26 protein-coding genes and 1 riboswitch are annotated in these 26,215 nt (G+C 60.0%); of the genes, 16 read left to right on the top strand and 10 right to left on the bottom strand.

What is annotated here, in order from left to right:
* The gene (locus AC559A_RS01645) at positions 1 to 1,035 is read left to right on the top strand and encodes a Wadjet anti-phage system protein JetD domain-containing protein (protein ID WP_498815839.1); all 1,035 of its coding nucleotides are present in this window, start codon (positions 1 to 3) and stop codon (positions 1,033 to 1,035) included.
* Here the strand turns inward: AC559A_RS01645 and AC559A_RS01650 are convergent.
* From AC559A_RS01650 to AC559A_RS01665, 4 genes are all read right to left on the bottom strand, one after another.
* Positions 1,018 to 1,746 carry a M48 family metallopeptidase gene (locus tag AC559A_RS01650; protein WP_498815840.1) on the bottom strand — a complete coding sequence of 243 codons (729 nt, stop codon included), beginning with the start codon at positions 1,744 to 1,746 and terminating at the stop codon, positions 1,018 to 1,020. The two genes, AC559A_RS01645 and AC559A_RS01650, sit on opposite strands and share 18 nt — an antisense overlap.
* On the bottom strand, positions 1,739 to 4,639 hold the full coding sequence (locus AC559A_RS01655) for a type I restriction endonuclease subunit R (protein ID WP_498816053.1): 2,901 nt from the start codon (positions 4,637 to 4,639) through the stop codon (positions 1,739 to 1,741). The genes AC559A_RS01650 and AC559A_RS01655 overlap by 8 nt, the downstream gene beginning before the upstream one ends.
* A 147-nt stretch (positions 4,640 to 4,786) precedes the next feature.
* The gene (locus AC559A_RS01660) at positions 4,787 to 5,125 is read right to left on the bottom strand and encodes a hypothetical protein (protein ID WP_498815842.1); all 339 of its coding nucleotides are present in this window, start codon (positions 5,123 to 5,125) and stop codon (positions 4,787 to 4,789) included.
* A gap of 22 nt (positions 5,126 to 5,147) precedes the next feature.
* Complete coding sequence (locus AC559A_RS01665) at positions 5,148 to 5,516, bottom strand: hypothetical protein (RefSeq protein WP_498815844.1); 369 nt, start codon at positions 5,514 to 5,516, stop codon at positions 5,148 to 5,150.
* 38 nt (positions 5,517 to 5,554) lie between these two features.
* On the opposite strand from AC559A_RS01665, the gene AC559A_RS01670 reads away from it, so the two are divergent.
* The 4 genes from AC559A_RS01670 to AC559A_RS01685 all read left to right on the top strand — a co-directional run bounded on the left by AC559A_RS01670 (position 5,555) and on the right by AC559A_RS01685 (position 10,178).
* Positions 5,555 to 6,073: a hypothetical protein gene (locus tag AC559A_RS01670; RefSeq protein ID WP_498815846.1), complete on the top strand. Its 519-nt coding sequence runs from the start codon at positions 5,555 to 5,557 to the stop codon at positions 6,071 to 6,073.
* Between the two features lie 188 nt (positions 6,074 to 6,261).
* Positions 6,262 to 8,466, top strand: coding sequence for an McrB family protein (locus tag AC559A_RS01675; RefSeq protein WP_498815847.1), 2,205 nt, complete (start codon positions 6,262 to 6,264; stop codon positions 8,464 to 8,466).
* Between the two features lie 2 nt (positions 8,467 to 8,468).
* Entirely contained in the window at positions 8,469 to 9,590 is a 1,122-nt protein-coding gene (gene mcrC / locus AC559A_RS01680; protein WP_498816054.1) for a 5-methylcytosine-specific restriction endonuclease system specificity protein McrC, read from the top strand.
* Between the two features lie 78 nt (positions 9,591 to 9,668).
* Positions 9,669 to 10,178, top strand: coding sequence for a GNAT family N-acetyltransferase (locus tag AC559A_RS01685; protein WP_498815849.1), 510 nt, complete (start codon positions 9,669 to 9,671; stop codon positions 10,176 to 10,178).
* Between the two features lie 20 nt (positions 10,179 to 10,198).
* On the opposite strand, the gene thiC is transcribed toward AC559A_RS01685, so the two are convergent.
* From thiC to thiS, 6 genes are all read right to left on the bottom strand, one after another.
* A complete protein-coding gene (thiC, locus tag AC559A_RS01690; protein WP_498815851.1) occupies positions 10,199 to 11,503 on the bottom strand; it encodes a phosphomethylpyrimidine synthase ThiC in 1,305 nt (434 codons plus the stop codon).
* Positions 11,500 to 12,153, bottom strand: a complete 654-nt coding sequence (thiE, locus tag AC559A_RS01695) for a thiamine phosphate synthase (protein ID WP_498815853.1) — start codon at positions 12,151 to 12,153, stop codon at positions 11,500 to 11,502. The genes thiC and thiE overlap by 4 nt, the downstream gene beginning before the upstream one ends.
* A 63-nt stretch (positions 12,154 to 12,216) precedes the next feature.
* Positions 12,217 to 12,966: a sulfur carrier protein ThiS adenylyltransferase ThiF gene (gene thiF, locus AC559A_RS01700; protein WP_498815854.1), complete on the bottom strand. Its 750-nt coding sequence runs from the start codon at positions 12,964 to 12,966 to the stop codon at positions 12,217 to 12,219.
* On the bottom strand, positions 12,963 to 14,081 hold the full coding sequence (gene thiH / locus AC559A_RS01705; RefSeq protein ID WP_498815856.1) for a 2-iminoacetate synthase ThiH: 1,119 nt from the start codon (positions 14,079 to 14,081) through the stop codon (positions 12,963 to 12,965). Before thiH ends, thiF begins: the two co-directional genes overlap by 4 nt.
* Positions 14,082 to 14,086: 5 nt before the next feature.
* On the bottom strand, positions 14,087 to 14,869 hold the full coding sequence (locus AC559A_RS01710; protein WP_498815858.1) for a thiazole synthase: 783 nt from the start codon (positions 14,867 to 14,869) through the stop codon (positions 14,087 to 14,089).
* Positions 14,869 to 15,063, bottom strand: coding sequence for a sulfur carrier protein ThiS (thiS, locus tag AC559A_RS01715; protein WP_498816056.1), 195 nt, complete (start codon positions 15,061 to 15,063; stop codon positions 14,869 to 14,871). Before thiS ends, AC559A_RS01710 begins: the two co-directional genes overlap by 1 nt.
* A gap of 272 nt (positions 15,064 to 15,335) precedes the next feature.
* A riboswitch (TPP riboswitch) is annotated at positions 15,336 to 15,437 on the bottom strand.
* 221 nt (positions 15,438 to 15,658) lie between these two features.
* Here thiS and rpsB point away from each other — a divergent pair.
* From rpsB to AC559A_RS01770, 11 genes are all read left to right on the top strand, one after another.
* A complete protein-coding gene (rpsB, locus tag AC559A_RS01720; protein WP_498815860.1) occupies positions 15,659 to 16,456 on the top strand; it encodes a 30S ribosomal protein S2 in 798 nt (265 codons plus the stop codon).
* Positions 16,457 to 17,056: a translation elongation factor Ts gene (gene tsf / locus AC559A_RS01725; protein ID WP_028573104.1), complete on the top strand. Its 600-nt coding sequence runs from the start codon at positions 16,457 to 16,459 to the stop codon at positions 17,054 to 17,056.
* Positions 17,057 to 17,143: 87 nt separating this feature from the next.
* A complete protein-coding gene (gene pyrH / locus AC559A_RS01730) occupies positions 17,144 to 17,866 on the top strand; it encodes a UMP kinase (protein WP_498815863.1) in 723 nt (240 codons plus the stop codon).
* Positions 17,867 to 17,868: 2 nt separating this feature from the next.
* On the top strand, positions 17,869 to 18,423 hold the full coding sequence (gene frr / locus AC559A_RS01735) for a ribosome recycling factor (RefSeq protein ID WP_498815865.1): 555 nt from the start codon (positions 17,869 to 17,871) through the stop codon (positions 18,421 to 18,423).
* Between the two features lie 6 nt (positions 18,424 to 18,429).
* On the top strand, positions 18,430 to 19,134 hold the full coding sequence (uppS, locus tag AC559A_RS01740) for a polyprenyl diphosphate synthase (RefSeq protein WP_498815867.1): 705 nt from the start codon (positions 18,430 to 18,432) through the stop codon (positions 19,132 to 19,134).
* A gap of 69 nt (positions 19,135 to 19,203) precedes the next feature.
* Positions 19,204 to 20,001, top strand: a complete 798-nt coding sequence (locus AC559A_RS01745) for a phosphatidate cytidylyltransferase (RefSeq protein WP_498815869.1) — start codon at positions 19,204 to 19,206, stop codon at positions 19,999 to 20,001.
* 39 nt (positions 20,002 to 20,040) lie between these two features.
* Complete coding sequence (gene dxr, locus AC559A_RS01750; protein ID WP_498815871.1) at positions 20,041 to 21,267, top strand: 1-deoxy-D-xylulose-5-phosphate reductoisomerase; 1,227 nt, start codon at positions 20,041 to 20,043, stop codon at positions 21,265 to 21,267.
* A gap of 176 nt (positions 21,268 to 21,443) precedes the next feature.
* Complete coding sequence (gene rseP, locus AC559A_RS01755; protein WP_498815873.1) at positions 21,444 to 22,508, top strand: RIP metalloprotease RseP; 1,065 nt, start codon at positions 21,444 to 21,446, stop codon at positions 22,506 to 22,508.
* A complete protein-coding gene (gene tsaB, locus AC559A_RS01760; RefSeq protein ID WP_498815875.1) occupies positions 22,483 to 23,361 on the top strand; it encodes a tRNA (adenosine(37)-N6)-threonylcarbamoyltransferase complex dimerization subunit type 1 TsaB in 879 nt (292 codons plus the stop codon). Before rseP ends, tsaB begins: the two co-directional genes overlap by 26 nt.
* Positions 23,358 to 25,682: a DUF3536 domain-containing protein gene (locus AC559A_RS01765; protein WP_498815877.1), complete on the top strand. Its 2,325-nt coding sequence runs from the start codon at positions 23,358 to 23,360 to the stop codon at positions 25,680 to 25,682. Before tsaB ends, AC559A_RS01765 begins: the two co-directional genes overlap by 4 nt.
* Positions 25,679 to 26,158 carry a hypothetical protein gene (locus AC559A_RS01770; protein WP_051434738.1) on the top strand — a complete coding sequence of 160 codons (480 nt, stop codon included), beginning with the start codon at positions 25,679 to 25,681 and terminating at the stop codon, positions 26,156 to 26,158. Before AC559A_RS01765 ends, AC559A_RS01770 begins: the two co-directional genes overlap by 4 nt.
* Positions 26,159 to 26,215: the final 57 nt, after the last annotated feature.

Consider the following 26,215-nt stretch of genomic DNA (forward strand, 5'->3'; position numbering starts at 1 on the left):
ATGAGGGCAAGATGCCTGCTGAAGACCTGCCTGCGGCTGCGTGACCTCCAGGAGCAGCAGGCAATCCGCCATACCAGCCTGCTTGACGAATACGTGCGGGCCGGCATCCTGGAAAGGACCGGCAATCTGGTCCGGATCAAGGATCACGACGCCCTGGGGAACATTCTTGATCTGCAATGCGCCGGGCTTTTGCGGGACAAGGCCGAGGCGGAGCGCCTGCTCCAGGAGCTTGGACTGGATATCGCGATAACGGCTCTGCCCCGGGAAGCGCTCCGGCTGGCCAAGGCGCTTGGGGCAAAGACATCCTTCCCGGAGCGGGCCTGGCATCAGCAGCTTTCCGCGGAGCTTTTCGGCAACTCGAAATTTCTCCAGAAACACCATCAGCTTCTGCGCATCTATTCCCAATGGCGAGCCAATGCCGGAGGCGGCGGGGAACTGCGGATCAAGGCCTTTGAGCCGGTCCGGCACGAACAGGGGTTGGACCTGCTTCAGGTCACCACATGCTGCGGCCAGGCGGTCCTGGATGCGGTCCATGCCGCGGGCCTGCATCACTGGGATTTTTCCCGGGTGGGCCTCGTGGTCACCTGCGAAAACCTCTCCCCGTTCCTCCAGCTTGACCTGCCCAGGGGGCTGCTCGTCTATACCGCCGGGTATGCCGGCGCGTCATTGACCGCGTTGCTGCGCGGCCTGCCGGATTCCTGCCGCTGGGTGCACTTCGGCGATCTTGATCCGGACGGCCTGTTCATTTTCGAGAACATGCAGCAGGCCACGGGGCGCAGCGGGCGTTATTTCCCGACAATTTCGTTCCTTGAAGAAACCGACCTGCCGGGATACCCGGCAAAACGAACCTGGGAGCCGGAGCGGTACGTCTCGGAACAGGCCAGGGAACTGGCCCGCTGGGGAGCGGAAAGGAATCTCTACGTGGAGCAGGAGGCGGTCATGGCCGGAGTCAATGACCGGATTGCCCGGAGTCTTGTCGGAATAGCCGTCAAGAATGCTGCTCGTTATTCGCAGAGCTCACCGCATAACCACTGACTCCAGCCGCTCCTTGCGCTGTTGCCAGTCGGGCATGCACTGGCCCAGCATCCTGAAAAACGCCGGACTGTGGTCATGGATGCGCAGGTGGCACAGCTCGTGGACGATCACATAGTCGATGCAGTGCAACGGCATCTTCACCAGGTCGGTGTTCAGGGTAATCATCCCGGCTTTGGAGCAACTGCCCCAGCGACGCTCCATGGGCTTGACCCGAAGTCGCACGTCCAAGCCAAATCGCAGCGGGGTCGCATTCTGGGCGCAGCGATGCAGACGATCTTGGAAGATCGTTTCTGCGTGCGCTTGATACCATCCCTTCATGGCCGTTGCGATCGGTCGGGGCTGTTTCGGCGTGGGGATGTGAACCTCGAAAAACCTGCCTATCAGCCGCACGGACGTCTTGTCTGATTGATGTACGCGCAGCCGGTATTGCCGACCGAGGTAAAGGTGGGTTTCACCGGACACATACCGCTTCTCAACGGGCAGCGGTTGATACGCCTCGAAGTGACGGCGCTGCTTGGCGATCCAGAATCGGCGACGATTCAGATGAGTCAGCACCTCGTCCAGGGAGCGGCCCGCCGGGGCCAATGCGGTCACCGACCCGTCGGGATGAACCGAGATCGACAGGCGTTGCCGATCCCTGAAATCAACCGAGACGGGAACATGCTCTCCGGCATGTTCCACGAGCACGATTTGAGGGGATGCATCAGGCATATCGTGTTCTGGCTATGTCGAGCACCATCTCCAGGATGCGGTCGACATCCTCGAAGGTCAGGTCGATCCCCTGCTGATCCTTCAGATCGAACAGGTAATCCTCAATCGCGCTCATCATCCGATTCTGTACGTCGGTGTTGTTCGTCCAGTTGACGATGCGGTTTTGAAGGATGATCTCGTCAATGGCCAGGCTCGCCATGGTACTGGCCGTGCGAGGGTTGAACCCATCGGCTGCGTACCGCATCAAGACATCCTGCAGTACCCCGAAGAACGCCTTGGCAACGTCATGGTTGGTCAACTCCGCGGGAATGTCGTCGCCGGTGCGGTTCTTGATCTTCTCGGCGATCTCCCGGACATTCCGCAGATACTCGGCATCCGACAGGCGCTGCTCACGAAAAGCCCGAATGGCGTCTTCCAGCATCTCCGAGAACCGCCGGTAGAACGCCGGATCTTCCTGCATCCGGTCATGGATGGTCCGCTTGGTGCGGTAGGCGATGGTGTCGGCTTTCGAGGCCGCGCTGTCCAGCTTCTCCACTTCCTTGGCAAAGGCGTCGGCGTCGAAGATGTTCACCAGGTCGGTGATTTTCTCCACCTCCCCGGTGCCGACGTGCTGGTCCACCAGCTTCTGGATGCGGGCTTCATACTCCTTGAAATCCACCACCTCGGCATATCGCTTGCGCACCGAAGTCCGCAGGTGCATGAAAAAGCGCAGATCGGCCTTGTACTTTTGCAGTTTGGCTTCGGGCGTGGCTTCGAGAAACGCCGACGACGACAGCGCGACGCCCAGGGTCCGCGAGAAGGCGCTGAGCCGTTCATAGAACCTCCCGCGCAGCTCCTCGTCCGCCAGCAGCAGTTCGTAGGCTTCCTCGTCCCGCTGGTTTCGGACCGTCTTGAACACCTCCCAAAGGTCCGAATGCCGCTGCGGCAGTTTTTGTGCCTCGGACCGCACATCCGACAGCGCGGTGCTCAGATCGTCCAGGCCGGCCATGTCGAACTCCGAGAGTCGACTGTAGATGTCCAGCGCTTCATCGAGATTCTGAAGCACGCCGCGGTAGTCGATAATGTAGCCGAAATCCTTGCCGTCATAGAGTCGGTTCACGCGGGCGATGCCCTGGAGCAGGGAGTGTCCCTTCAACCGGCGCGTCAGGTACAGCACCGTGTTGCGCGGCGCATCAAATCCCGTCAGCAACTTGTCCACCACGATGATGATTTCCGGCTGCTCGGCGTTCTTGAAGGCACTGATGACCTGACGGTTGTACTCCTTTTCGCTGCCGTACTTGGCCATCATTTTCTTCCAGAACGCCTTCACCTCGTCCGTGGATTCCTCATGCACGTCCTCTTCGCCTTCGCGCTCGTCCGGGCCGGAGATCAGCACCTCGCAGCCGACCAGACCGAAATCGTCGAGGAACTTTTTGTAAAGCAGCGCCGTGGCCTTGTCCTGGGCGACCAGTTGGGCCTTGTACGGCGTGCCCTGCCAGTTGTCGCGGAAATGCTCGCCCACATCCCAGGCGATGCGCATGACTTTCTGCTGGGCTTTGTTCAATTGATCCGTCGAGGAAAATTTTCTCTTCAGATCCGCCTTCTGCTCCCGGCTCAGGTTTCCCGTGATCCGCTCGAACCAGGCATCCACCGATTCGGTGTCCACCTTCTGGTCCACGTGCCGGCCTTCGTACAGCAACGGCACCACGGCCTTGTCCTTGACCGCCTGCTCAATGGTGTACGTGTCGATCAGTCCGCCGAACCGCTCGATGGTGTTCTTGTCCTTCTTCATCACCGGCGTACCGGTGAATCCGATGAAACATCCGTTGGGCAGGGCCTTCTTCATTTTGGCGTGAAGCTCACCGTACTGCCCGCGATGGCTTTCATCCACCAGCACGAATATGTCCGGATTCTCGTCCCGCACGTCGGTCTTGCTCACCGCCAGTTCGAACTTGTCGATCACCGTGGTGATGATCCGGGCCGTGTTGTCGCGCAGCAGTTCGGCCAAATGCTTGCCGGTCTTGGCCTGCACCGGCACCGTGCCGCAATGGTGGAACGTCTTGTAAATCTGGTCGTCCAGATCCACCCTATCGGTCACCAGGATGATCTTGTAATTGTCAATGCCGCCTTCCAGCGTGATCGCCTCGGCCAGCATCACCATGGTCAAGCTTTTTCCACTGCCCTGGGTGTGCCAGACCACGCCGCCTTGTCGGCGGCCGTCCTGCTGTAGGCGGCGAATCCGCTCCATGATCTTGTTCACGCAAAAATACTGCTGATACCGCGCAACCTTTTTCTCCCCGGCATCGAAGAGCATGAATCGATACGTCAATTCCAGGAGCCGTTCCGGGCGGCACAAGGCGTACAGCGCCCGATCCTGTTCGGTTATCTGCCGCTCAAGGCTGCCGTATCCGGCGAAGTCCGTCTTCACCAGCCACTTTCGGGAGGCCAACACCTTGTCCACCTGTTCTTCCGTGAGCGGTATGCTCACAAGTTGCTTCAGCGATGCCGTTTCCTCGGGTCCAAGCTCTTCTTTCCATACCGCCCAGAACTTGGCCGGAGTGCCCACCGTGGCGTACTTGGCCTCGTTCTTGGAAACCGCCAGCAGGAGCTGAGCGTAGTGGAACAAGCGGGGAATCTGGTCCTGTTGCTGGTTGCGGATTTGCTGGCTGACCGCCTGGCCGATGGCGTCTTTCAGGTCCGGCCGCTTGCACTCGATCACCACAAAAGGGATGCCGTTGACAAATAAAACGACATCCGGCCGCCGCGTCTCGTGACTGCCGCAGCGCTCCACCGCGAACTCTTCGGCCACGTGGTAGGCGTTGTTCTCCGGGTGCTTCCAGTCGATGTAATCCAGTTGAAAGCTCTTGGTATCGCCGTCAATGGACTGTTGCATGGCCCGGCCCAGCTTCAGCAGGGTTTCTGATTGGGCGACATGTCAATTCTTATTGCCGACCAGCTTGACTTTCCGGCCCAAATAGTCATCACTGAATTCGTTCTCAGCCAGCGGCTGCAGAACCTGCAAAGGCTTACCGCTGAGCCCACCTGGTGAATCAGCGGTTTTTTATGTCTGAAGCCGAGTCCACCTCGGGCTTCCCTTGATGCGGTCCAGCGTCATCGCCGAGTCCGCCACGAATGCGGTGACGAAGACCGCTTTCTTTTGGCCTGTGAGCCGAATCACCACCACATAATCCCCCATCACCAGCGTTACGCGACGAGAATGATCGTACCGCCGTTTGCTGCTGTCCCAGCCCACGAAAATATCAGCCTGTCCATCTTGCAATGCCGCCTTGATCCAGTCGATCCGTTCAGCGCGTTGTCTGGAAAATTGATTCTTGACGCCATCCCGATTGCTGCTCTCGAAGAAACAGTGGGCAAAATCCTGCTTCCGGAATCGCACCATAATGCCGTCGAAGCACTGTAATTCACCACGACAGTACAGGTGCCGGAAGAAGTGATTTGGAGGAAAAGGGCATGTCCACGGCAAAAAAAATGTCCGTCAGGGGGCTGGAAGATGTTCGCGCCGAACGGGTGATCGACAACGAGGAGATGCAAAAACGGATCAGGCAATGGCCAGTTGCACAAGAAAAGTCGCGGACAGGATTGTCGTGAATGTCGTGTTTTCTGGCGGGAATGCCTTGAACTGTCAGGGGGCTTGGCCAGATTTCGTTGACGGGATCATGCTTCCATTTTTTGAGGAATCGTGGCAGGTTCGAATCTTTATCAAGTGACAATGGATGGATTTTATCAATAATTCCAGACAGGAAGATGGGCGTTTCCGTGGTGTCGCACATGGGCATATCGTCTTTGACCATTCCAAGGAAGACATGACATGCAAGGCAAGGAACAATTCGTGGCCGACATCATTGCCTTGGCTCCGGATCAGAAACTGGTCAGTCGTGTTCGACTCCAAAAAATTGCCTATCTTCTTGAGCAAATGGGATGTGATCTTGGGTTTGAGTACAGCTACCATCATTACGGCCCGTTTTCACATGATCTGGACCGGGCAATTCTGGACGCGAAGGCATTTGGCCTTGTCAAGGAAGTAATTGCCAACCGCAAGAGCGATGGAGCAAGTTACAGTATCTTTGAATTGACTGGTGGAAATGGTTCTTCAGCAAGCTCCACCATAAGTTCATTCAAGAATCAGATCCAACGTTTTTCCAAATCCAATATAACGGCATTGGAATTAGCTGCTACAGCCAATTGGTTGGCTGAATACGAAAAGGTGGATGATTGGCAAAAGGAAATCATCAAGCGCAAAGGATTGAAAACGCGAAACAAACGTCTTGCAAATGCGCTTGATCTTTTGCGGGAACTGCATCTTCCGCCAGCGGCCAATCCGCAATGAACCTTTTGTCAATTAAAGGGGCTGGAAATGCTATTTGTAATACCGCCATATCGCGCCCCCATGGTACAGCCATGGGGGTTTTGTTTTTGTGTCTGTAAGGATACCGGATGAAATTGAAGTATCTGCAACTCGAAGCCTACTTCTGACAAGGCACAGGGTTTTCGATGAAAAACACAAAGGAAACGATAATGAGTTCTAAACCTGAAGGAGCCGGTGCTCGGGCCTGCTGGTTTGTGGGGGCATCGTACGGGAGAACTGAAGATCAAACTTCTCGCTTCCTGCGGGAAGGCATATGGGAGAATGGTTATCAGGACAAATACCTCGAAACGGTCAAGTCCATCCAGGCGGGAGATCGTATTGCGATCAAGGCTTCCTATACACGGAAGCTCGATCTGCCCTTTGATAACCGAGGCCAAACGGTTTCCGTCATGGCAATCAAGGCCATTGGCAAGGTCAAGGAGAATTACGGCGACGGACGAACCTTGAAGGTTGACTGGAAACCATATGATCCTCCGCGTGAATGGTATTTCTATACCAACAGAAGCACGGTTTGGCGTGTTTTGCCGGGTGATTGGACCACGGATGCGCTGATTGGTTTTACGTTTGAGGAAAAGTCTCAAGACATCAATCGGTTTCGCAACGCTCCTTACTGGCGTGAGCGTTTTGGCGACACAGTCGCCGATAAGCGTCGCTTCAACTGGACTCGTTTTTATGAGGCGATGGCTGATCAGATCCTTTCCTTCAGGAATCGACGCAGTGAAATGGTTTCCAGCATCCACGTCATTGCCGAAAGACATGACTGCATGTCCATCCTGAATGATCAGTATGAGAAAGGAGTTCCCGGCGGACCACTGAAAGATATATGCCCATTTACCGTCATGGGCATTTTCAACAGGGGGATTACAGATGCCAATCGCAAAGCTTTGGCGAATGAGCTGGCGAGCCTTCTTGGCGTATCGGTAGCGGTTCCCGATTCCTTTGAGGGGATTCCCGTTGTAAATAATCAAAGGTCATGGTTTTTTGCTTACAGCTATCAACGCCAACCAGACGACATAGACGCTCTATGGGAGATATTTGCCCAAGCGATTGCCTTCTCCGATACGAGTGATGCCGAAACACGATCAGCATTTACCGCGGCGTTCGACAACGCCTCAGAGCGCTGGGGAGTTGGGTGGAATCTGACCATGGGGCTTTACTGGATCCGCCCATGGAGCTTCCCTACGCTTGACGGTCAATCACAGAATTACATCAGCAAAAAACTCAATATCCAAATCGGAAAAAACGGCCCAAAGGGTCGCTGTAGTGCGCGTGATTATCTCGAACTGCTGGATACCCTTGAGGCACGCTTTCAAGAGGACGCTTACCCTGTGCATTCTTTTCCGGAGCTTTCACTAGCGGCATGGCTTTTTAAGGGGAGACGGCCACCTCCACCTCCCCCAGATCCTGAGATACAGGATGATGACGCGGATTCGGCACCCGAGGAAGATTTCACTGTTGCACCCATTGAACCATACTCCCTTGATGACATTCTCTCGGATGGTTGCTTCATCTCGCGAGAAAAAATCGAAAAAATTCTTGAACGCCTACGAACCAAGAAAAACCTGATACTCCAGGGGCCGCCGGGAACTGGAAAAACGTGGCTGGCAAAGCGATTGGCTTTTGCCTTGATCGGGCAACGCGACGACAGCAAAGTCCGAGCTGTCCAATTTCACCCAAACCTCTCTTACGAAGACTTCATTCGTGGCTGGCGACCGATCGGCGACGGAAAACTTACTCTTGTGGACGGCCCGTTTCTGGAGATGATGAAGTCAGCCTCGAAAGAGCCCACATCACGACACGTCGTCGTCATCGAAGAGATCAACCGAGGGAACCCCGCACAGATTTTTGGGGAAATGCTGACGCTGCTTGAGGCGGACAAGAGAACGCCGAACGAAGCCCTGGAGCTTTCCTATAAGCGGTCGGATGGCGAACGCGTTTTCATCCCAGACAACCTGTACGTCATCGGTACGATGAATATTGCCGACCGTTCCCTTGCACTGGTCGATCTGGCACTAAGGCGTCGTTTTGCCTTCATCGACCTGGAGCCCACACTCGGCAAGCCTTGGCAAGACTGGGTTCAGTCCCAGTGCGGAATTGATGTTGAAATCCTTGCTGAGATCGAGCATCGCCTCACTGCCCTGAACAGTAATATTTCCGCAGACACCGGCCTTGGGCCACAATTTCGTGTGGGACACAGTTATGTCACGCCCCCGTTCGGTGTGCCAATCAATAATGCCCGAGAATGGTTCCGCCAAGTCGTTGACACAGAAATCGGGCCGCTGCTCGATGAGTATTGGTTCGATGCACTTGAAAAGTCCAAGAAAGCCAGGGAACGTCTGCTTGAAGGTTTTTGACCGTGACTTTGGGGACACCTGAATGTGAATCAAGTCCAAAGGATAGGGGCGGTCGGATCGGCCGCATCCCGGTGCGCAACCTTTGGCTGCTTATGCTGTACGCATCGAACCTTTTCCGGGACATTGAAAGAGCCAAGGTCGCCGTCGAGGACAATCCGGATGATATTCCGGATCTGGTGGCGGAAATGCTCTGCCGTCAGGTTGAACGCCGCATCCAACGCAATTTGAGCTATGGCTACCAGTCACGGGAAGCTGAACTGAACCGGGTTCGCGGACGTATCGACCTGCTGAATACCGAAAGACGCCGCTTGCTTGACCGGGGAAAAGTGGCTTGCCGGTTCGATGAATTGACCATCGATACTGTTCGAAACCGCTTTGTGCGTTCGGCCCTTGAGGAAATCTCCAAAGTAGTCCGCCGTAATGGGCTGGCCCGTCGATGCAAGGCGCTGGCCGCAAGCTTGAGGCAGATGGGGGTAACCGGCGAACGGCCTGGCTGTGGCGATGATTTCATCGACCGCTTTGGCAGACACGATATTGATGACCAACCAATGGTTGCCGCAGCCCACTTGGCTTTCAACCTTGCCTTGCCAACGGAAGCCGAAGGTTCGAGGCGCTTGTCGTTGCCGGACCGAGAAATCAGCTGGGTTCGGAAACTTTACGAAAAAGGTATCGCTGGATTCTACGATGTTGTGCTTTCAGAAAAAGGGTGGCGTGTCGGCTCTGGCAAGATGATTGAGTGGCAGATTGATCGTAAAAGTCCAGGCGTAGACAGAATCCTGCCCTCCATGCGGACCGACATCATCCTTGATCACTCTGGAACGGAACGTCGCATTGTTATCGACACCAAGTTCAACTCCGTTGTCACTCGTGGCTGGTATCGGGAAGAATCTCTACGTAGCGGGTATGTTTATCAGATATACGCATATTTGCGGTCACAGGAAGGCAGCGGAGAATTGCTCGCGGAGAAAGCCTCGGGTTTGCTTCTTCATCCATCGGTGGGTGATATGGTTAACGAGGCCGTCGTGATCCAGAATCATGAGATTCGATTTGCCACTGTCGATCTTGCGGCGACGGCAAAAGAGATCCGAGAACAGCTTTTACAGATTATCGAGCCTTCCAGCTAAAATGGAAGCTTATTATCAAGGGGCGAACATGAATCCTTCATCCCTTACGTCACGACCGCTTTGAAAAGGAATCTTGTCATGCTCGAAATCCGATTGGAAGAATCCCAAGACCAGAACGCCATTCATCACCTGAACCTAGCCGCGTTCGAGAACGGCCCGGAGGCGGGTTTGGTGGACGCGCTTCGGAGTTCCTGCATGGAATATCTCGCTTTTGTGGCCGTGGAGGACGGTGCCGTGGTCGGCCACATCCTGTTCACCCCGGTCACGGTGGACGGCTCCGACGCGACGGGGATGGGGCTGGCGCCCATGGCGGTGCTGCCTTCCCATCAGCGCAAAGGCATCGGTTCCCGGCTGGCCAGGCACGGGCTTGACCATTTGCGTCTGTCCGGCTGCCCGTTCGTCATCGTCCTGGGCCATCCTGAATACTACCCGCGCTTCGGTTTCGAGCCGGCATCCACGTATCGCCTTGTCAGCCAATGGGAAGGGGTGCCGGACGATGCGTTCATGGTTGCGGTGCTGAACGCTGACGCCCTGCCTAAAGACGGCGGCACGGCGCGGTATCGGGACGAGTTTGATGACGCGATGTAGGCGGTTATCGCGTCCCATCCTCAATCATCCAACCGAATATCCTTCCCTTCCTTGAGCCGTTTCATGGTCCGCACCGCGCACATCTTGCCGCACATGGTGCAGGAATCCTCGTGGGCCGGTTTGGAGGACTCCCGGTAGGCGCGGGCTTTTTCCGGGTCCAGGGCCAGGTTGAACATGGACTCCCAGTCCAGGTCGGCGCGGGCCTTGGACATCTTGTCGTCCCAGTTGCGCGCCCCGGGGATGCCTTTGGCGATGTCCGCGGCGTGGGCCGCGATGCGGGAGGCCATGATGCCTTCCTTCATGTCGTCTAGGGTGGGCAGGCGCAGGTGTTCCGCCGGGGTGACGTAGCAGAGGAAATCCGCCCCGGCGGCAGCGGCCACGGCTCCGCCGATGGCGCTGGTGATGTGGTCGTAGCCCGGGGCCACGTCCGTGACCAGGGGGCCGAGGACGTAGAAGGGCGCGCCGTGGCAGAGCCGTTTTTCCAGGACCATGTTCGCGGCGATCTCGTTCAGGGCCATGTGTCCGGGGCCTTCGATCATCACCTGGACGTCGCGCTCCCAGGCCCGTTTGGTCAGCTCGCCCAGGACGATCATTTCCTGGACCTGGACCGCGTCCGTGGCGTCGTGCAGGGAGCCGGGTCGGCAGCCGTCGCCGAGACTCAGGGTCACGTCGTGTTTCGCGCAGATCTCCAGCAGCCGGTCGTAGTGCTCGTAGAACGGGTTTTCGGCGTCGTTTTCCTTCATCCAGGCATAGAGCAGGGAGCCGCCCCGGGAGACCAGGGAGGTCAGGCGATTGGTTTTGTCAATGCGCTCCGCGGTCAGCCGGTTCAGGCCGCAGTGGATGGTCAGGAAATCCACGCCGTCGTCCACATGGGTCTGGACCACGTCGAAAAACTCGTCCGCGCTGATGTCCGAGAGATTCTTGTCGTAAAAACCCACGGCGTCGTAGATGGGCACCGTGCCGATCATGGCCCGGGATTCGGCGATCAGGGCTTGCCGAAACTCGCGGGTTTTGCCGAAGCAACTTAAGTCCATGATCGCCTCGGCTCCCAGGCGCAGGGCATGGCGGACCTTTTCCATTTCCAGGTCCATGTCGCAGGCGTCCTTGGAAATGCCAAGATTGACGTTGATCTTGGTGCGCAGCCCACGCCCGACCCCTTCGGGGGCCAGGTGGACGTGATTCTTGTTCGCCGGAATGATCACCTCGCCTGAGGCCATGCGCTCCATCAAGGTTTCCAGTTGCAGGTTTTCCTTGGCCGCAACGATGCGCATCTGGTCCGTGACAATGCCCTGGCGGGCAGCATTCATCTGGGTTGTCCAACTCATGATCTTGTTTCCCTCATATTTTGTTGCATGGCTTTACGCAGGGCCTGGATTTGCCCCGGTATATCCGGTTTGGCGACGATCTCCGTGATCATGGCCACGCAGGACGCCCCACGCTGGACGACCTCGCCGATGTTGTGCTCCTTGATCCCGCCAATGACCACGAACGGGACGGACAGGTTGGCCGTGACCCATTCCAGGTACTCCAGGCCCACCGGGGCGCAGACGTCCTTTTTGGTCTTGGTGGCGAAGATCGGCCCCACGCCGATGTAGTCCGCCCCGGCCGCCACCGCGGCCCGGGCCTGATCCGGACAGTGGGTGGACAGACCGATGATCTTGTCCGGGCCGAGCAGACGGCGGACCACCGGGACGGGCAGGTCGTCCTGGCCCACGTGCACGCCGTCCGCGTTCACGGCTTGGGCAACGGCCACGTCATCGTTGACCAGGAACAGGGCTCCGGCCTTGCGGGTCAGCTCCCGGATGGCCGCGCATTCCTCATATTTGACTCGTCCGGGTTTGTCCTTCTCCCGGTATTGGATGAGCCTGATTCCGGCGTCCAGCATGGCCCGGACCACCTCCAGGCTGGACCGGCCCAGGGAGTGCTCCTCGCTGGTCAGGCAGTACAGATCGATATCGCGCAAGGGATTGTTCATGAAACGCTTCCTTGATGTTGAAGGTTCAACGGTTCAACGGTTCACGGTTCAACGGTTCACGGTTCAACGGTTCAACGGTTGACCAATGCAATTCCGTAGGGGCGCACCTGTGTGTGCGCCCTGTTCATGCATACCTGTGCTGTGCCCCGTGTGTCCGCCCTGTGTGTCCGCCCCGTCCGGATTGTCGGGGCGATTTTCCTCTATCTGTTGATGCAGAAAATAATGCAGCACCACGTCGGCCTGCTTCGCGGCCGCCAGGGTTACCAGAGGGGCAAGGGGCGGCGTATCCGAACAGGCGGCGGTTTGCTCGTCGCCCACAAGAAAGAAGTTGTCCCGGATTCGTCGGGTTTGAATCCGGTCGGCATCGCCGCATCCGGCAATCCCGGAAGCGGCCACAAACAGGGACTTTGTCGGAATCATGGCCTCGGTGAGCAGCTTTTTCACGGACGGGTCATCCACGCATTCCACCACGGTGTCGCAGTTCTTGAAAAGCTGGTTGACATTAACGGGGGTAATCGGTTCTTCGTGCAACTCCAGGTCCAGGTCCGGGTTGATCCGCAACAGGTTGGCGGCCAGGGCCACCACCTTGGGCAGGCCGATCTGGTCCGGAAAGAAGAACTGCCGATTCAGGTTGGACGGTTCCACCCGGTCGAAATCGACAAGCACGAAGCGATTGAATCCGGAGCGGACCAGGGCGTGGGCGCAGTTGGAGCCCAGCCCCCCGGCCCCGGCCAAGCCGACGCGTACCTGTTGCAGGCGGGTCAGGGCGTCCGAGCCGATGTGGTGGGCGATGCCCTGTTCCACGAGGTTCATGCCGTCACCAAGTCTAATGGCTGCCAGTCCTTGAACACCGGCTGAAACCCCTTGCCCCGAAGCATGGCCGCGATGTCGCCAACGCTCCGGTCGTCAGCCACCTCGAATTGGGGTGTTCCGGCTTGGTCCGCTCCGTGCCCGCCCACCGAGGTGGACACCCCGGCGGAAAGCCGGGTTACGCCCAGGGGCAGCAGGTTTTCCCGCAATCGAGCCGGCTCTCTGGTGGACAGGGTGATCCCGGCCCGGGGCAGAAACAGGCGCTGGGCCAGAAGAATCTGGGTCAGTTCCCGGTCCGAAACCGGGTGCTCGGACTCCCAAGCTCCGGCATGGGGGCGCATCCGGGGTAGGGACAGCCCGATTTCCGCGCCTGGATGGCGGTCCTGCAGCCAGCGGGCGTGCATGGCCGCCCAGAAGGCGTCCTGGCGCCAATCGCCCAGCCCGTACAGGGCGCTGATGCCCACCCAGCGCATCCCGGCCCGGCAGGCGCGTTCCGGGGCGTCCAAACGGAACGCATAGTCCCGCTTGGGGCCGCTGGGATGCATCCGGGCGTATAGTTCCGGGTCGTAGGTTTCCTGGTAAATGGTCAGCCCTTCGGCCCCGGCGGCGATCATTCGAGCGTATTCCTCCTGGGTCAGGGCGTAGACCTCCAGGAGCAGGCTGGGAAAGAACTCGCGCAGTACTCCCAGGATTTGTTCCAGGTATTCCGGCGGAGCCTTGGCCCGTGCGTCGCCGGTGAGCACCAGGATTTGGCGCAGTCCGGTGGCTACGATGTGCTCGGCCTCGACGCGGACCTCCTCCAGGGAAAGCTGACGACGCGGACCTTTTTGTTCCGCGTTGAACCCGCAGTAGACGCAACGATTGGCGCAGAAGTCCGAGACGTAGAGCGGGGTGAACAGTTGAACCGCCCGGCCGAAATGCTGCAGGGTCAGGACGGCGGCCTTGCGGGCCAGTTCTTCCAGCATGACTCCGGCAGCCGGTGACAGCAGGGCCAACAGATCCTCTGGCCCAAGCCGGTTTTTTCCCAGGGCTCGAAGGACGTCCTGGCGCTGGGAGTCATGGATGACCTTGGGCATGTCCAGACCGGCGTAGGCGTCCATGACTTCGGCAAAGCTCATGGGCGTCACCCCTCCAAAAAGCCGGTCAACGGCGAGGAAGCGTCGGCCTTGAGGCGCTGTACCCCGGCCCCGGCCAGGAACCCACGACGTCCGGCCCGCACGGCTTCACCAAAGGCCTTGGCCATGCCCACGGGATCGGCGGCCGTGGCAATGGCCGTGTTCACCAGCACCGCGTCCGCGCCCATTTCCATGGCCTCACAAGCATGGGAAGGCCGACCCAGTCCGGCATCCACGATGATCGGCAGGTCGATCTCCTCAATCAGGATGCGGATCATCTCCCTGGTTTGCAGGCCGCGGTTGGTGCCGATGGGCGCGCCCAGGGGCATCACCGCCGCGGCTCCCGCGGATACCAGGTCACGGGCCACGTACAGGTCCGCGTTGACGTAGGGCAGAACCACGAAGCCCTCGGCGGCCAGAGTTTCCGTGGCCTTGATCGTGGCGTAGCCGTCCGGGAGCAGATGGTTGTTGTCCGCGATGACCTCGATCTTGATCCAGCTGCCGCAGCCCATGGCCTTGGCCAGCCGGGCGATGCGCACGGCCTCGTCCGCGGTGCGCGCTCCGGAGGTGTTGGGCAACAGGCGCATGGTCTTGGGGATGTGGTCCATGACATTACCCGCGGCGGCCTGGAAATCCACCCGCCGCAGGGCCACGGTGATCACCTCGGACCCGGAGGCCGCGCAGACCTCAGGAATCACCGCGTCGTCACCATATTTGCCCGTGCCGGTGAACAACCGGCTGCCCAGGCGCTCCCCGCCGATCTCGAACAGGTCGTCCATCAGGTCCTGCATCAGCCACCTCCCACGAACTGCAACAGCTCCAGCCGGTCACCCTCCTGGAGTTTGGTTTCCTGAAACTGGTCTCCCGGCATGATCTCTCGGTTCAACTCGGCCACGACCCGGGACGGGTCCAGGCCCCTGGATGCAATCAGGTCATGAAGCGTGACGTCCTCCTGAAGGGATTCGGTCGCTCCGTTGACGATCACTTGCAAACCCAACCTCCTTTGGTCTTCGAGCCCAAAAAAAAGTAACTACTCAGCACAGAGTAGTTCTGTTGCCGGGGTCGGAATCGGAATCGGGATCGGGATCGAAAACGCTGGGATGCGTTCTAAATTCTTCCTGTTTCGATTCCGAATCCGATAGCGAAGCGCCGACCCCGACTCCGATTGCCGGAGCAAGATCGGACACAAAATGTACTGAGTAGTTATAAAAAAAACGCCTTTTCGGAACCTGGCATGAAGCTCTGCGGTCCGAAAAGGCGATCTGCGCGGTGCTTCCCTACGACGGCATGGTCCGTGTCAGGTTCCAAGGGTCGGAGCGTGTACTCCCTCTCAGCCTCGCGGCTCCCCCAGCAATGGAAATTCGCTATCGCAATCCGAACCGCCTGTAAAGGGTTGCGATGTTTTCGGAAGGAAGTTGCCTGATTTTTTGCTTGCCAGTTGTTCCTTTTTAGCCTAATTGAACACGGTTCGAAATTCGCACATCCTCCGAGAAGCCCGAGGGTCTTTCGTCCGTGACGAAAGTGAGCGGGTTCAAATGCGGAGGGTGGAGGAAAAACCCACCAGTTCAAGGAGTAGTGTTATGGCGTACGTGACTATGAAGCAGATGCTGGAGACCGGAGTGCATTTCGGTCACCAGACCCGGCGTTGGAACCCCAAGATGCGTCCGTATATCTTCGGTGCGCGCAACGGCATTCACATCGTCGACTTGCAGCAGACCGTGAAGATGTTCCAAAAGGCTCACGACTTCATCGCCGATACCGTGGCCCAGGGCGGTAAGGTCATGTTCGTGGGCACCAAGCCCCAGGCCCGGGAGATCATCAAGCAGGAAGCCGCTCGGGTGGGCATGTTTTCCGTGACCCATCGCTGGATGGGCGGTACCCTGACCAACTTTCAGACCATTCGCAGCAGCATTCAGCGCTTGAAGAAGCTGGAAACCATGTTCGAGGACGGCACCGTGAATCGGTTCGTCAAGAAGGAAATCGTGCGCATGCAGCGCGACGTGGAAAAGCTGAACCTGGCCCTGGGCGGGATCAAGGACATGGAGTCCCTGCCTCAGGCGGCCTTCGTCATCGACCCGAACCGGGAAGACATCGCCATCCAGGAATGCCGCAAGTTGAACATTCCAGTGGTCGCCGTGGTGGACACCAACTGCGATCCGGACCTGATCGACTTCATCATTCCCGGCAACGACGATGCCATCCGGGCCATCAAGCTGTTCTCCGCGAGCATCGCCGACGCCTGCACCGAGGGTGCGGCCAGGATGCGCGACATGGACCAGGCCGCTGAAAAGTCCGCCGAGGCAGCGCTGACCCAGGCCGCGGCGGAGAGCGAAGGGGCTGAAACGGAAAGTGAAAAAGACGCTACGGAGGAGAAATAAATGGCCATTTCCGCAAGTTTGGTGAAGGAGCTGCGCGAGCGTACCGGCGCGGGCATGATGGATTGCAAAAAAGCGCTGCAGGAGTGCGACGGAGACCAGGAAAAGTCCTTGCTCTGGCTGCGCGAAAAAGGCTTGGCCAAGGCCCAGAAGAAGTCCGGCCGGGCCACGTCCCAGGGCTTTATCGGGTCTTACATCCACTCCAACGGCAAGATCGGAGTAATGGTCGAACTGAAGTGCGAGACCGACTTCGTGGCCAAGAACGAAAAGTTCCTGGAATTGGCCAAGGATCTGGCCATGCAGGTGGCCGCCACGGCTCCGCTGTGCGTGGCCCCGGAGGACATTCCGGAGGACGTTTTGGAGCGGGAGCGCCAATTCGTCACCCAGCAGACCCGGGACGAAGGCAAGCCGGAAAACATCATTCCCAAGATCGTGGACGGACGGATGAAGAAGTTCGCCCAGGAAGTCTGCCTCCTGGAGCAGGCCTTCATCAAGGACGATTCCCGCAAGATCAAGGATCTGATCACGGAAACCATCGCCGTACTCGGCGAAAACATCCAGGTCGGCCGGGTCGTGCGGATGGCCTTGGGTGAAGAAGCCTAACAAGATCCGGATGAACCGTAGGGGCGCGGCACGCCGTGCCCCTACGGTGAACACGTTCAACCCGCGGCCCGGGCCGCAGGAGTCGGCATGACGGAACTGCGCTATCCCAGGATATTGCTGAAAATCAGCGGCGAAGCCCTGGCCGGGCCCAACCAGTTCGGGATCGATCCCGAGACCATTGACACGTTCTGTCGGGAAATGGTCGAGGTCGCCGAACTGGGGGTCGAATTGGCCCTGGTGATCGGCGGAGGGAACATTTTTCGCGGTCTCTCAGCCGCCTCCCGGGGCATGGACCGGGCCGGAGCCGACTATATGGGCATGCTGGCCACGGTGATCAACTCCCTGGCCGTGCAGGACGGTCTGGAGAAGTTGGGTCTGACCACCCGGGTGATGACCGCCTTTCCCATGCAGCAGGTGGCCGAACCCTACATCCGCCGCCGGGCCATCCGGCACCTGGAAAAGAAACGGGTGGTGATCTGCGCTGCGGGCACCGGCAACCCGTTTTTCACCACGGACACCGCCGCGGTCTTGCGCGGGGCCGAACTCAAGGTCCAGGCCATCCTCAAGGCCACCAAGGTGGACGGAGTTTACGACAAGGATCCGAAAAAGGATCAAGACGCCCGGCTGTTCCCGCACATCTCCTACATCGACGTTCTGAAAAAGCGCCTGCAGGTCATGGACTCCACGGCCATTTCCCTGGCCATGGACAACAATCTGCCCATCGTGGTCTTTAATCTCTTTACCGCGGGCAACATCAAGCGGGTCGCACTGGGAGAACCTACGGGAACGCTGGTCACAGGAGGAGAATAAGCATGACATCCGTACTGGACGACAACAAGGAACGTATGGAGAAGTCCCTGCAAAGCCTGGACAGGGAATTCAAAAGGCTGCGGACCGGTCGGGCCTCCGGGGCCTTGCTGGACGGGATTCGGGTGGACTACTACGGTACGTCGACCCCTTTGGATCAACTGGCTTCCATCTCCATCCCGGACAGCCGGACCATTTCCATCCAGCCCTGGGATCGTGGAGCTTTCAAGGATGTGGAAAAGGCCATCCTCAAGTCTGATTTGGGCCTGAACCCGGTCAACGACGGTAAGACCTTGCGGATCATCATCCCGCCTCTGACCGAGGAACGGCGCAAGGAGCTGGTCAAGATCGCCAAGAAGTTCACCGAGGAGGCCAAGGTCGGTATTCGCAATATTCGGCGCGACGCCAACGATGCGCTGAAGAAGCAGGAAAAGGCCAAGGAGATCACCGAGGACGAACTCCGCAAGACCCAGGACGACGTCCAGAAGCTGACGGACGAATACATCGCCAGGACCGACGCCGTTTTCGCGGCCAAGGAAAAAGAAATCATGGAGATCTGAGCCGACTTGTCCTCCCTTCCCCGGCATATCGCCATCATCATGGACGGCAACGGGCGGTGGGCCGAACACCACGGCCTGCCGCGCACCGAAGGCCACAAGGCCGGTACCCGCTCCGCCCGCAAGATCGTCACCCAGTGCCGCAAGCTCGGCATTCCGCACGTTACGTTCTATACCTTTTCCAAGGAAAACTGGTCCCGGCCCCGGGAGGAGGTCTCGTTTTTATTCGAGATGCTCCAGTCCTATCTCAAGAGCGAGATGGATTCCCTGCTGGAGCGGGACATCCGGCTGCATGTGCTCGGAGACTGGGACGAACTCCCCTTTGCCCTGCGCCAGATCCTGCGGCACGTCTGTTCCAAGAGCAGCCACTGCAAATCCATGGTCGTCAATCTGGCCCTGAACTATTCCGGCCGCGAAGAGATTGTCCGGGCCTGCCGGAAGCTCGTCAGTCAGAGCCTACCCGCGGACCAGATCACGGAACAGCTCCTGGCCGACAATCTGGACACGGCCGGCCAGCCGGACCCGGACCTGATCATCCGGACCAGCGGCGAGCAGCGGTTGAGCAATTTTCTCCTGTATCAGGCCGCGTACAGCGAACTGGTCTTCACGCCGGTGCTGTGGCCGGACTTTGACGAAGCCTGCCTGCAAGCGGCCCTGGACGAGTTTTCCAGGCGATCCCGCCGTTTCGGGGGCCTGGAACCGTCGTCGGCCTGATCTTTTTTTGGTTGTATTCTCGATCCCTTCCTTAAAATCCATCCTCGTCACGAACCGCCGACCAGCATCATGCCCCTGACCTCGCACCACAAACGCCTGTTGACCGGGCTGCTGCCGTTGCCCGTCCTGCTCTGGATTCTTTTTTCCGGCGGGCTCCCGCTCTTGCTTCTCGTGCTCATCCTCGCCGCCCTGGGTCAATGGGAATTCTATTCCATGTTCTGGAAACGGGAGCGACCGGGATGGAAACTGCTGGGCGTCGTCGGCGGGGCGCTTTTTTTGTTGGCCGCGTACCTGGCGCCGCCCGCCGTACCGGCGGCTCTGGCCGGGCTGTTCTGCCTGTTCGGCATCCTGTTTCTGGTCAGCTACAGCGCTGATCCCGAAACCGCGTCGTTTCCGGATGTGTTGCTGCTTTTTCTGGGTTGCTGCTATCTGCCCCTGCTGCTGCACTTCGCCCTGGGGCTGGCGTGGCCGGAGTTGCTATTGGTGGTGGCCGCGGCGTTTCTCTCCGATACGGCCGCCTATTACACCGGCTCCAAGTTGGGCCGTCGTCATGTCTGGCCGTCCATCAGCCCCAAGAAGACCTGGGAGGGCAGCGCCGGAGGCATGGCGGCCTGCGTGACGGCCTGCCTGATCGTGGGGCTGGCCTGGGGCACGGCGAATGCTCCGGCATTCATCCTTCTCGGCGTGGTCTTGAACCTGTCCGCCCAGGTGGGGGACTTTTTCGAGTCCGCTGTAAAGCGCTCCCAGGGCGTCAAGGATTCCGGCACCCTCCTGCCCGGCCACGGCGGCATCCTGGACCGCATCGACAGCCTGCTTTTTGTTTTACCGGCCTATGCGGCTTTGAGCCTTGTTTATCCTTTCTTCTAGATTGTGCCCCAGCCCTTCACCGCTTCAGAATCGCCCAATATGCCACCCCTCCACGCTTGCCGATACATCAGCGCCCTGCCTTCGCCCGCGATGTCCGCCCCACGCGGCTTGGTCATCCTGGGCAGTACCGGTTCCATCGGTCGCAGCGCCCTGGGGGTGATCAGCGAACATCCGGAACGCTTTTCCGTGCTGGGGCTGGCCGGGGGACGCAACGTTCGCCTGTTGGCCGAACAGGCCGCGCGGTGGCGGCCCGGGATGCTGGCGGTGCTGGATGCGGCCTTGGCAGATGAACTGCGGGGGCTGCTGCCTTCCGGTTATACTCCGGAGATCGTTCACGGCCAGGAGGGCTACGAGCAGCTGGCCCGGCTCTCTGAGGCCGAGATGGTTCTCTCCGCCCAGGTGGGCGCGGCCGGACTGCCGGCCACGTTGGCCGCGGCCCGGGCCGGGAAGATCATCGCCCTGGCCAACAAGGAATCCTTGGTTCTGGCCGGAGCCGTGATCCGGGACGCCTGTCAGCGGTACGGAGCCATGATTCTGCCCGTGGATTCGGAGCACAACGCGGTGTTTCAATCCTTGCGCGGGGAGACCTGCTCCAGTTTGCGGCGGATCATTCTCACGGCCTCGGGCGGTCCGTTCCGGGATATGGACGCGGCTGAGCTGGACGCGGTCACGGTGGGTCAGGCCCTGGCCCATCCCAACTGGTCCATGGGCGCGAAGATCAGCGTGGATTCCGCGACCCTGATGAACAAGGGCCTGGAAGTGATCGAGGCCTGCCTGCTGTTCGGCCTGGATATGGACCAGGTGGCCGTGCTGATCCACCCCCAGAGCATCGTTCATTCCCTGGTGGAATTCACGGATCGCTCCCTGCTGGCCCACTTGGGACCCGCGGACATGCAGGTGCCCATCTCTCATTGCCTGGGGTACCCGGAGCGTCTGGGATTGAGTCTGGCTCCCCTGGATCTGCTTCAGGCCGGAACCCTGACCTTTCGGGAGCCTCGGACCGATCTTTTTCCCTGTCTGGAACTGGCCCGACAGGCCTATCGCGCGGGCCCAAGCCATCTGGTGGTCCTGAACGCGGCCAACGAGGCAGCCGTGGACCTGTTTTTGCGTGAGCGTATCTCCTTCCTGCACATCCCGGCCCTGATCCGCCGCGCCCTGGACGACCATGCCGGGCTGTCCGTGGACTCCCTGGAAACGATTCTGGAGCTGAGCGTCCTCGTCCAGGACCAGACGCGACGCTTGGCCGACTCCGGTGCCGGTGTCTGAGTTTCCGTGGCAAGGCTTGACTTGCGACCGGGAAGTCTCAAAATACCTTCCACGACCATTACGCCCCTTTCTTCGGTTCGGCCATGAGAAACGCCGGTTGAAGTTGACCGACTGTTTTCGCCACATGTCGAGGCGAGCCGAAGCCCCCTTCCAACCAAACAGCCATTGAGTTTCGAATGCAAAGCGTCTTAGCCATTATTCTCGTCCTCGGGGTTCTGATTTTCTTCCATGAGCTGGGTCACTTCCTCGTGGCCCGTCTGTTCAAGATCGGCGTGCCGGTTTTTGCACTGGGATTCGGGCCGAAGCTGTTCGGGTTCCAGTACGGCGGCACGGAATATCGACTCTGCGCCGTCCCCCTGGGCGGCTACGTCAAGCTGGCCGGGGAGAGCGCCCAGGACGAACTGGGCGAGGGCATTCCGCCTGAATCCAGTTTCAGCCTCCGGCCGCCCTGGCAACGCATCCTGGTGGTGGCAGCCGGTCCGGTGTTCAATTTCGTGCTGGCCGTGTTCATCTACTGGGGGCTGTTCTGGGCGCACGGGCAACAGGAACTGCTGCCCGTGGTGGGCCAGGTGCTGGAGGACAGTCCGGCCCAGGTCGCGGATCTGCGTGACGGAGACATGGTTCTGAGCATCAACGGCCAGGACATCCGCTACTGGAGCGAGCTGGCCGAGCGCATTCAGCAGTCCGAAGGGCAGACCATGCTCCTGACGGTGCAGCGGGAGAACCGGGTGGTGGACGTCGCTGCCCAGCCCCGGGTGGAGGTCCGCCAGAACCTGTTCGGCGAGGACATCAAGGTGGCCATGCTGGGCATCACGGCCTCGGGAGAGACCCAGTCCATCGCCATGGGGCCGGGCACGGCCCTGATCGCCGGAGCGGAGCAGACCTGGACCATCGTCGTGCTCACGGTGCAGGGGATTATCAAGCTCATCGAACGGATCATCCCGGCGGACAATATCGGCGGGCCGATCCTCATCGCCCAGTTGGTCAGCGAGCAGGCCTCCGAGGGGCTGACCAACCTGCTGGCCCTGACCGCGCTGATCAGCATCAATCTCGGCCTGCTGAATCTTTTGCCGATACCAGTTCTGGACGGAGGGCACATTCTCTTCTACACCATCGAGACGATCACCGGAAAACCGCTGAATCCCAGGATGCAGGAAATCGCCTACAAGATCGGGATCGCCTTTCTGATCGCGCTGATGACCTTTGCGGTATTCAATGACATCCATCGCTTCTTCAAATGACCGTTTTCCCGCGGCGTCCGCTTGCACCGGAAGCGACGCCGATTCCTCCCAGCGCCTCCTGTTGACGCTGAACGGCGTGGAGGACCGGGTCCAGATCGTTCTGGCTCGGGGAACCTCACTGGTTCTGCACCAGGAATGGGCCGCTCCGGCACGGGTGATGCGCTTTTTGGTCCCGGCTCTGGAGCAAGCTCTGAATCTTCTCGGGCTGAAGATGCACGATCTTTCCGGCATCGCCTGCGTCCGGGGACCGGGTAATTTCACCGGGCTGCGTCTCTGTCTGGCCACGACGTACGGTCTGGCCATGGGTGCGGGCCTGCCCATGGCCGGGCTGGAGTATCCGCCGTTGCTGGCCGCCGGTCCGGCCCCGCTGCTCCAGGGCCGCTTGGCCGTGCTGACCCATGCCCGGACCCGGCTGGTCCATGCCCAGACGTTTCACGTCGCCACCGCGCCTTTTTTCCCAAAAATATCAACGGAGAGTCACATCACGCCCCTCGACGATCCCCGGATTCTGGCCGTGGACGTCCCGACCGATCTCCATTCGCTCCTGGGTGACGATGATCAGCCGTTGTATCTGCTGGGGAGCGGAGTACGGCGCAATTTGGAGTGCATCCAAGCCGGATTGCCCCAGGCCTGCATTCTCGATCCTTCCTGGGATACTCCCCAGGCCCACGTCTTGATTCAAGCGGCAATGAACGCCGCGTTCGGGTACGCGCCCATCGAACCGCTGTACCTGCGGCCCTGCGACGCCGAGGAGAACCTGGAATTTTTCGCGGCCAAGCGGGGCTTCAGCGCCCGTGAGGCCAGGGACCGCATCCGGGAGGAAACGACCGGGGAAGTGGAGGAAAGGGCATGACGACCACGCGCAAGGTGTGCATCCATGGGCATTATTACCAGCCCCCGCGCGTCGATCCGTGGCTGCGCGAACTGCTGCCCGAGGGCAGTGCCGCGCCCGGACTGAACTGGAACCAGCGGATTCTGGAAGAGTCCTACGCACCCCTGGCCTGGGCCCGACGCAGGGACGCCCAGGGACGGATCACGGACCTGGTCAATTGCTACGCCTGGACCAGCTTCAACTTCGGCCCGACCCTGCTCTCCTGGCTGGAACAAGCCGATCCGGCCTGCTACGCCCGGATTCTGGACGCCGACCGCCAGAGCCTGGAGCGATGGGGGCACGGCAACGCTCTGGCCCAGTGTTACCATCACATCATCATGCCCCTGGCCTCGCCCCTGGACAAGGAAGTCCAACTGGCCTGGACCGCGGCCGATTTTCAAGCTCGTTACGGGCGAGACCCGGAAGGGCTCTGGCTCTCCGAAGCCGCCGTGGACACCCCGACCCTGGAAGCCGTGGCCCAGGCTGGATTCCGCTTCGTGGTCCTGGCCCCGCGTCAGGCCTGGGCCGTGGCGGATCTGGACGGCGCAAACCAGTATGACGTGGATGAATCCACCCTGGACATCCGCGAGCCGTACGCCGCCGCATTGCCTTCCGGCCGGGAACTGGCCGTGTTTTTCTATCACGGACCGATTTCCCAGGCCGTGGCCTTTGAACGGCTTTTGGAAGACGGCGGGCGCTACTTCCAGCGGATCAATCAGGCCGCGGATCGGGGGCTGCTCTGCGTGGCCACGGACGGCGAGACCTACGGCCACCACTTTTCCTTCGGCGAAATGGCCCTGGCCTATGTTTTGGAGCAGATTCGCCAAGGCCGGGATGAGTTGGAGTTGACCAACTTCGCGGCCTATCTGGCCGACAACCCGCCGACTCGCCGGATACTGCTCCATGAGCCGTCCTCCTGGAGCTGCGTCCATGGCGTGGAGCGCTGGCGCACGGATTGCGGCTGCGCCGATGGCGGGCATCCGGGCTGGAACCAGCGCTGGCGCGGGCCGCTGCGCGAAGCCCTGCATCGCAACAAGCAGCGCGTGGACGAGCATTATTTCACCGTTGCCCGGCACTGTTTCACCGACCCCCGGCAAGCCTTGCTGGACTATGGGCGCGTGTTGGCTGGCGGCGTTTCGCGATCCGACTTTCTCGATCAACATGCCGCACCGGGACTTGGTCCGGACCTCCGGCAAACCGCTTTCAACCTGCTGGCCATGCAGGAATGGGCCATGTGCTCCCTGGCCAGCTGCGCCTGGTTTTTCGACGAGATCAGCCGGGTGGAGCCGCTCAACGCCATGGCCTACGCCCTGCGCTCCATGGAACTGGCCCGGTCCACCGGAGCCGGGGACTGGTCACCGGATTTCGTTCGGATCATGGCCGCGGCGGAGTCGAACGTCTCAGGCAAGGGCTCGGGCAAGGGCTCGGGAGCGGACCTGTGGCGCACCCATGTTCTGCCCCGGAGCATGAACCCGGCCTCCTGGACCCTGCTGGGTCTGCTCATGGACGGCGAGGATGGAGACGGACCTCTCGCGATCCGCGATCACGGGCGACCCATTCAGCGAAACTGGCTCGGAGCGGAACTGGTTTTGGAGCCTGAGCCGGACTTGGAGCCTGGGCCCGAGACGCAACTTGGCGGCACGGAGGTTCGGGGTCGCGGTCGGATGACTTGGTCCGATACCGGGGCTACGGAAACGTTTTCCTGGCGCTGGAAGCCGGAGCAAGCCGGGCGGAGCTTCGGCGTCGTGACCGTGGATACGCCGGAAGGGGCCGAGCATTCCTGTTCCGTGACGGACCTGGCCTGGAACAGGCGCGAATTGGTCTCCCTGTCCTGGTCCGAGAGTCGGACCCGCGTCTGGTGGGAGGGGCAGCTTCGATTCGCGAGGTCGGCCCTGGACCATTTTCAGGGCTACCAGGAAGATCAGCACCGCCCGATCAGGGAGGATGTCTGGCTGCTCCATCTGCCCGCTCTGGCCTGGGCTGACCTGGTCCTGGGACAGGTTGCCGACGACCAGGAGGAATTCCACTCCTTTCTGCGCGCCAACTGGCGACCGTTGCGGGAATTTGATATCCGCCTGACCGGGCATCTTCTGGAACTGCTGTCTTCCGAGCGACCGGGCTGGGCCGCGGTGGGCCGAATTTTGGATCGCATCGCGGTCTTGGGCCTGCCTCTCAATCTTTGGGCCGTGGAGAATCGGCTTTGGGAGTTGGGCAGGGAACATCCGGAGGCGACGGAGTTGGCTCACAAGCTGGGTATCCTTCCTGAGCCCGGTGCATCGGGCGTGACAGGCGGTCCCGGATGATCACCCGCTCCATGCATGTCCTCCCCTGGGTCCTCGCCCTGACCCTGGCCGCGGCCTGCCTGTCGCTGTACGCCAAGCTGCACCAGTCCCGGGACGCCCTGCGCCAGTGCGAGGTGGAAAGCGGTGATTTGCGGGAGCAGTTGGATGTGGCCAACCTGGCCCCGCTGCTTTCCATCCAGCGGGAAATCCAACCCAGGCTGAGCGAGTTCGAGCTGCGTCGCTTGCAGCGCAAGGGGCTCTCCAACCCGGTCTACGACCTGATCCAGGATCTCGCCGACCGCTCGGATCTGATCCCGGCCGAAGCCTTCTTCGGCGGCAGCATGCACATCATCACCGGTGAAACGTACGTGCTCACCGATAAATGGGTGCTGGCCGGGTTCGAGGACGGCCATGTCCGCGGCAACCTTTGGTTGGAATACGACGTGGACCAGACCGGACGCATCTCCTGGCGTGTTCTGGGCTGGTACATGAATTGAGGGCTTCGGTCCGGCGCGGAACGGATTTTTTTTATAAACTCAATAGCGGGAGAGGTC

Origin of the sequence: Desulfonatronum zhilinae (assembly GCF_900182865.1) — a bacterium.
Classification (GTDB): domain Bacteria; phylum Desulfobacterota; class Desulfovibrionia; order Desulfovibrionales; family Desulfonatronaceae; genus Desulfonatronum; species Desulfonatronum lacustre.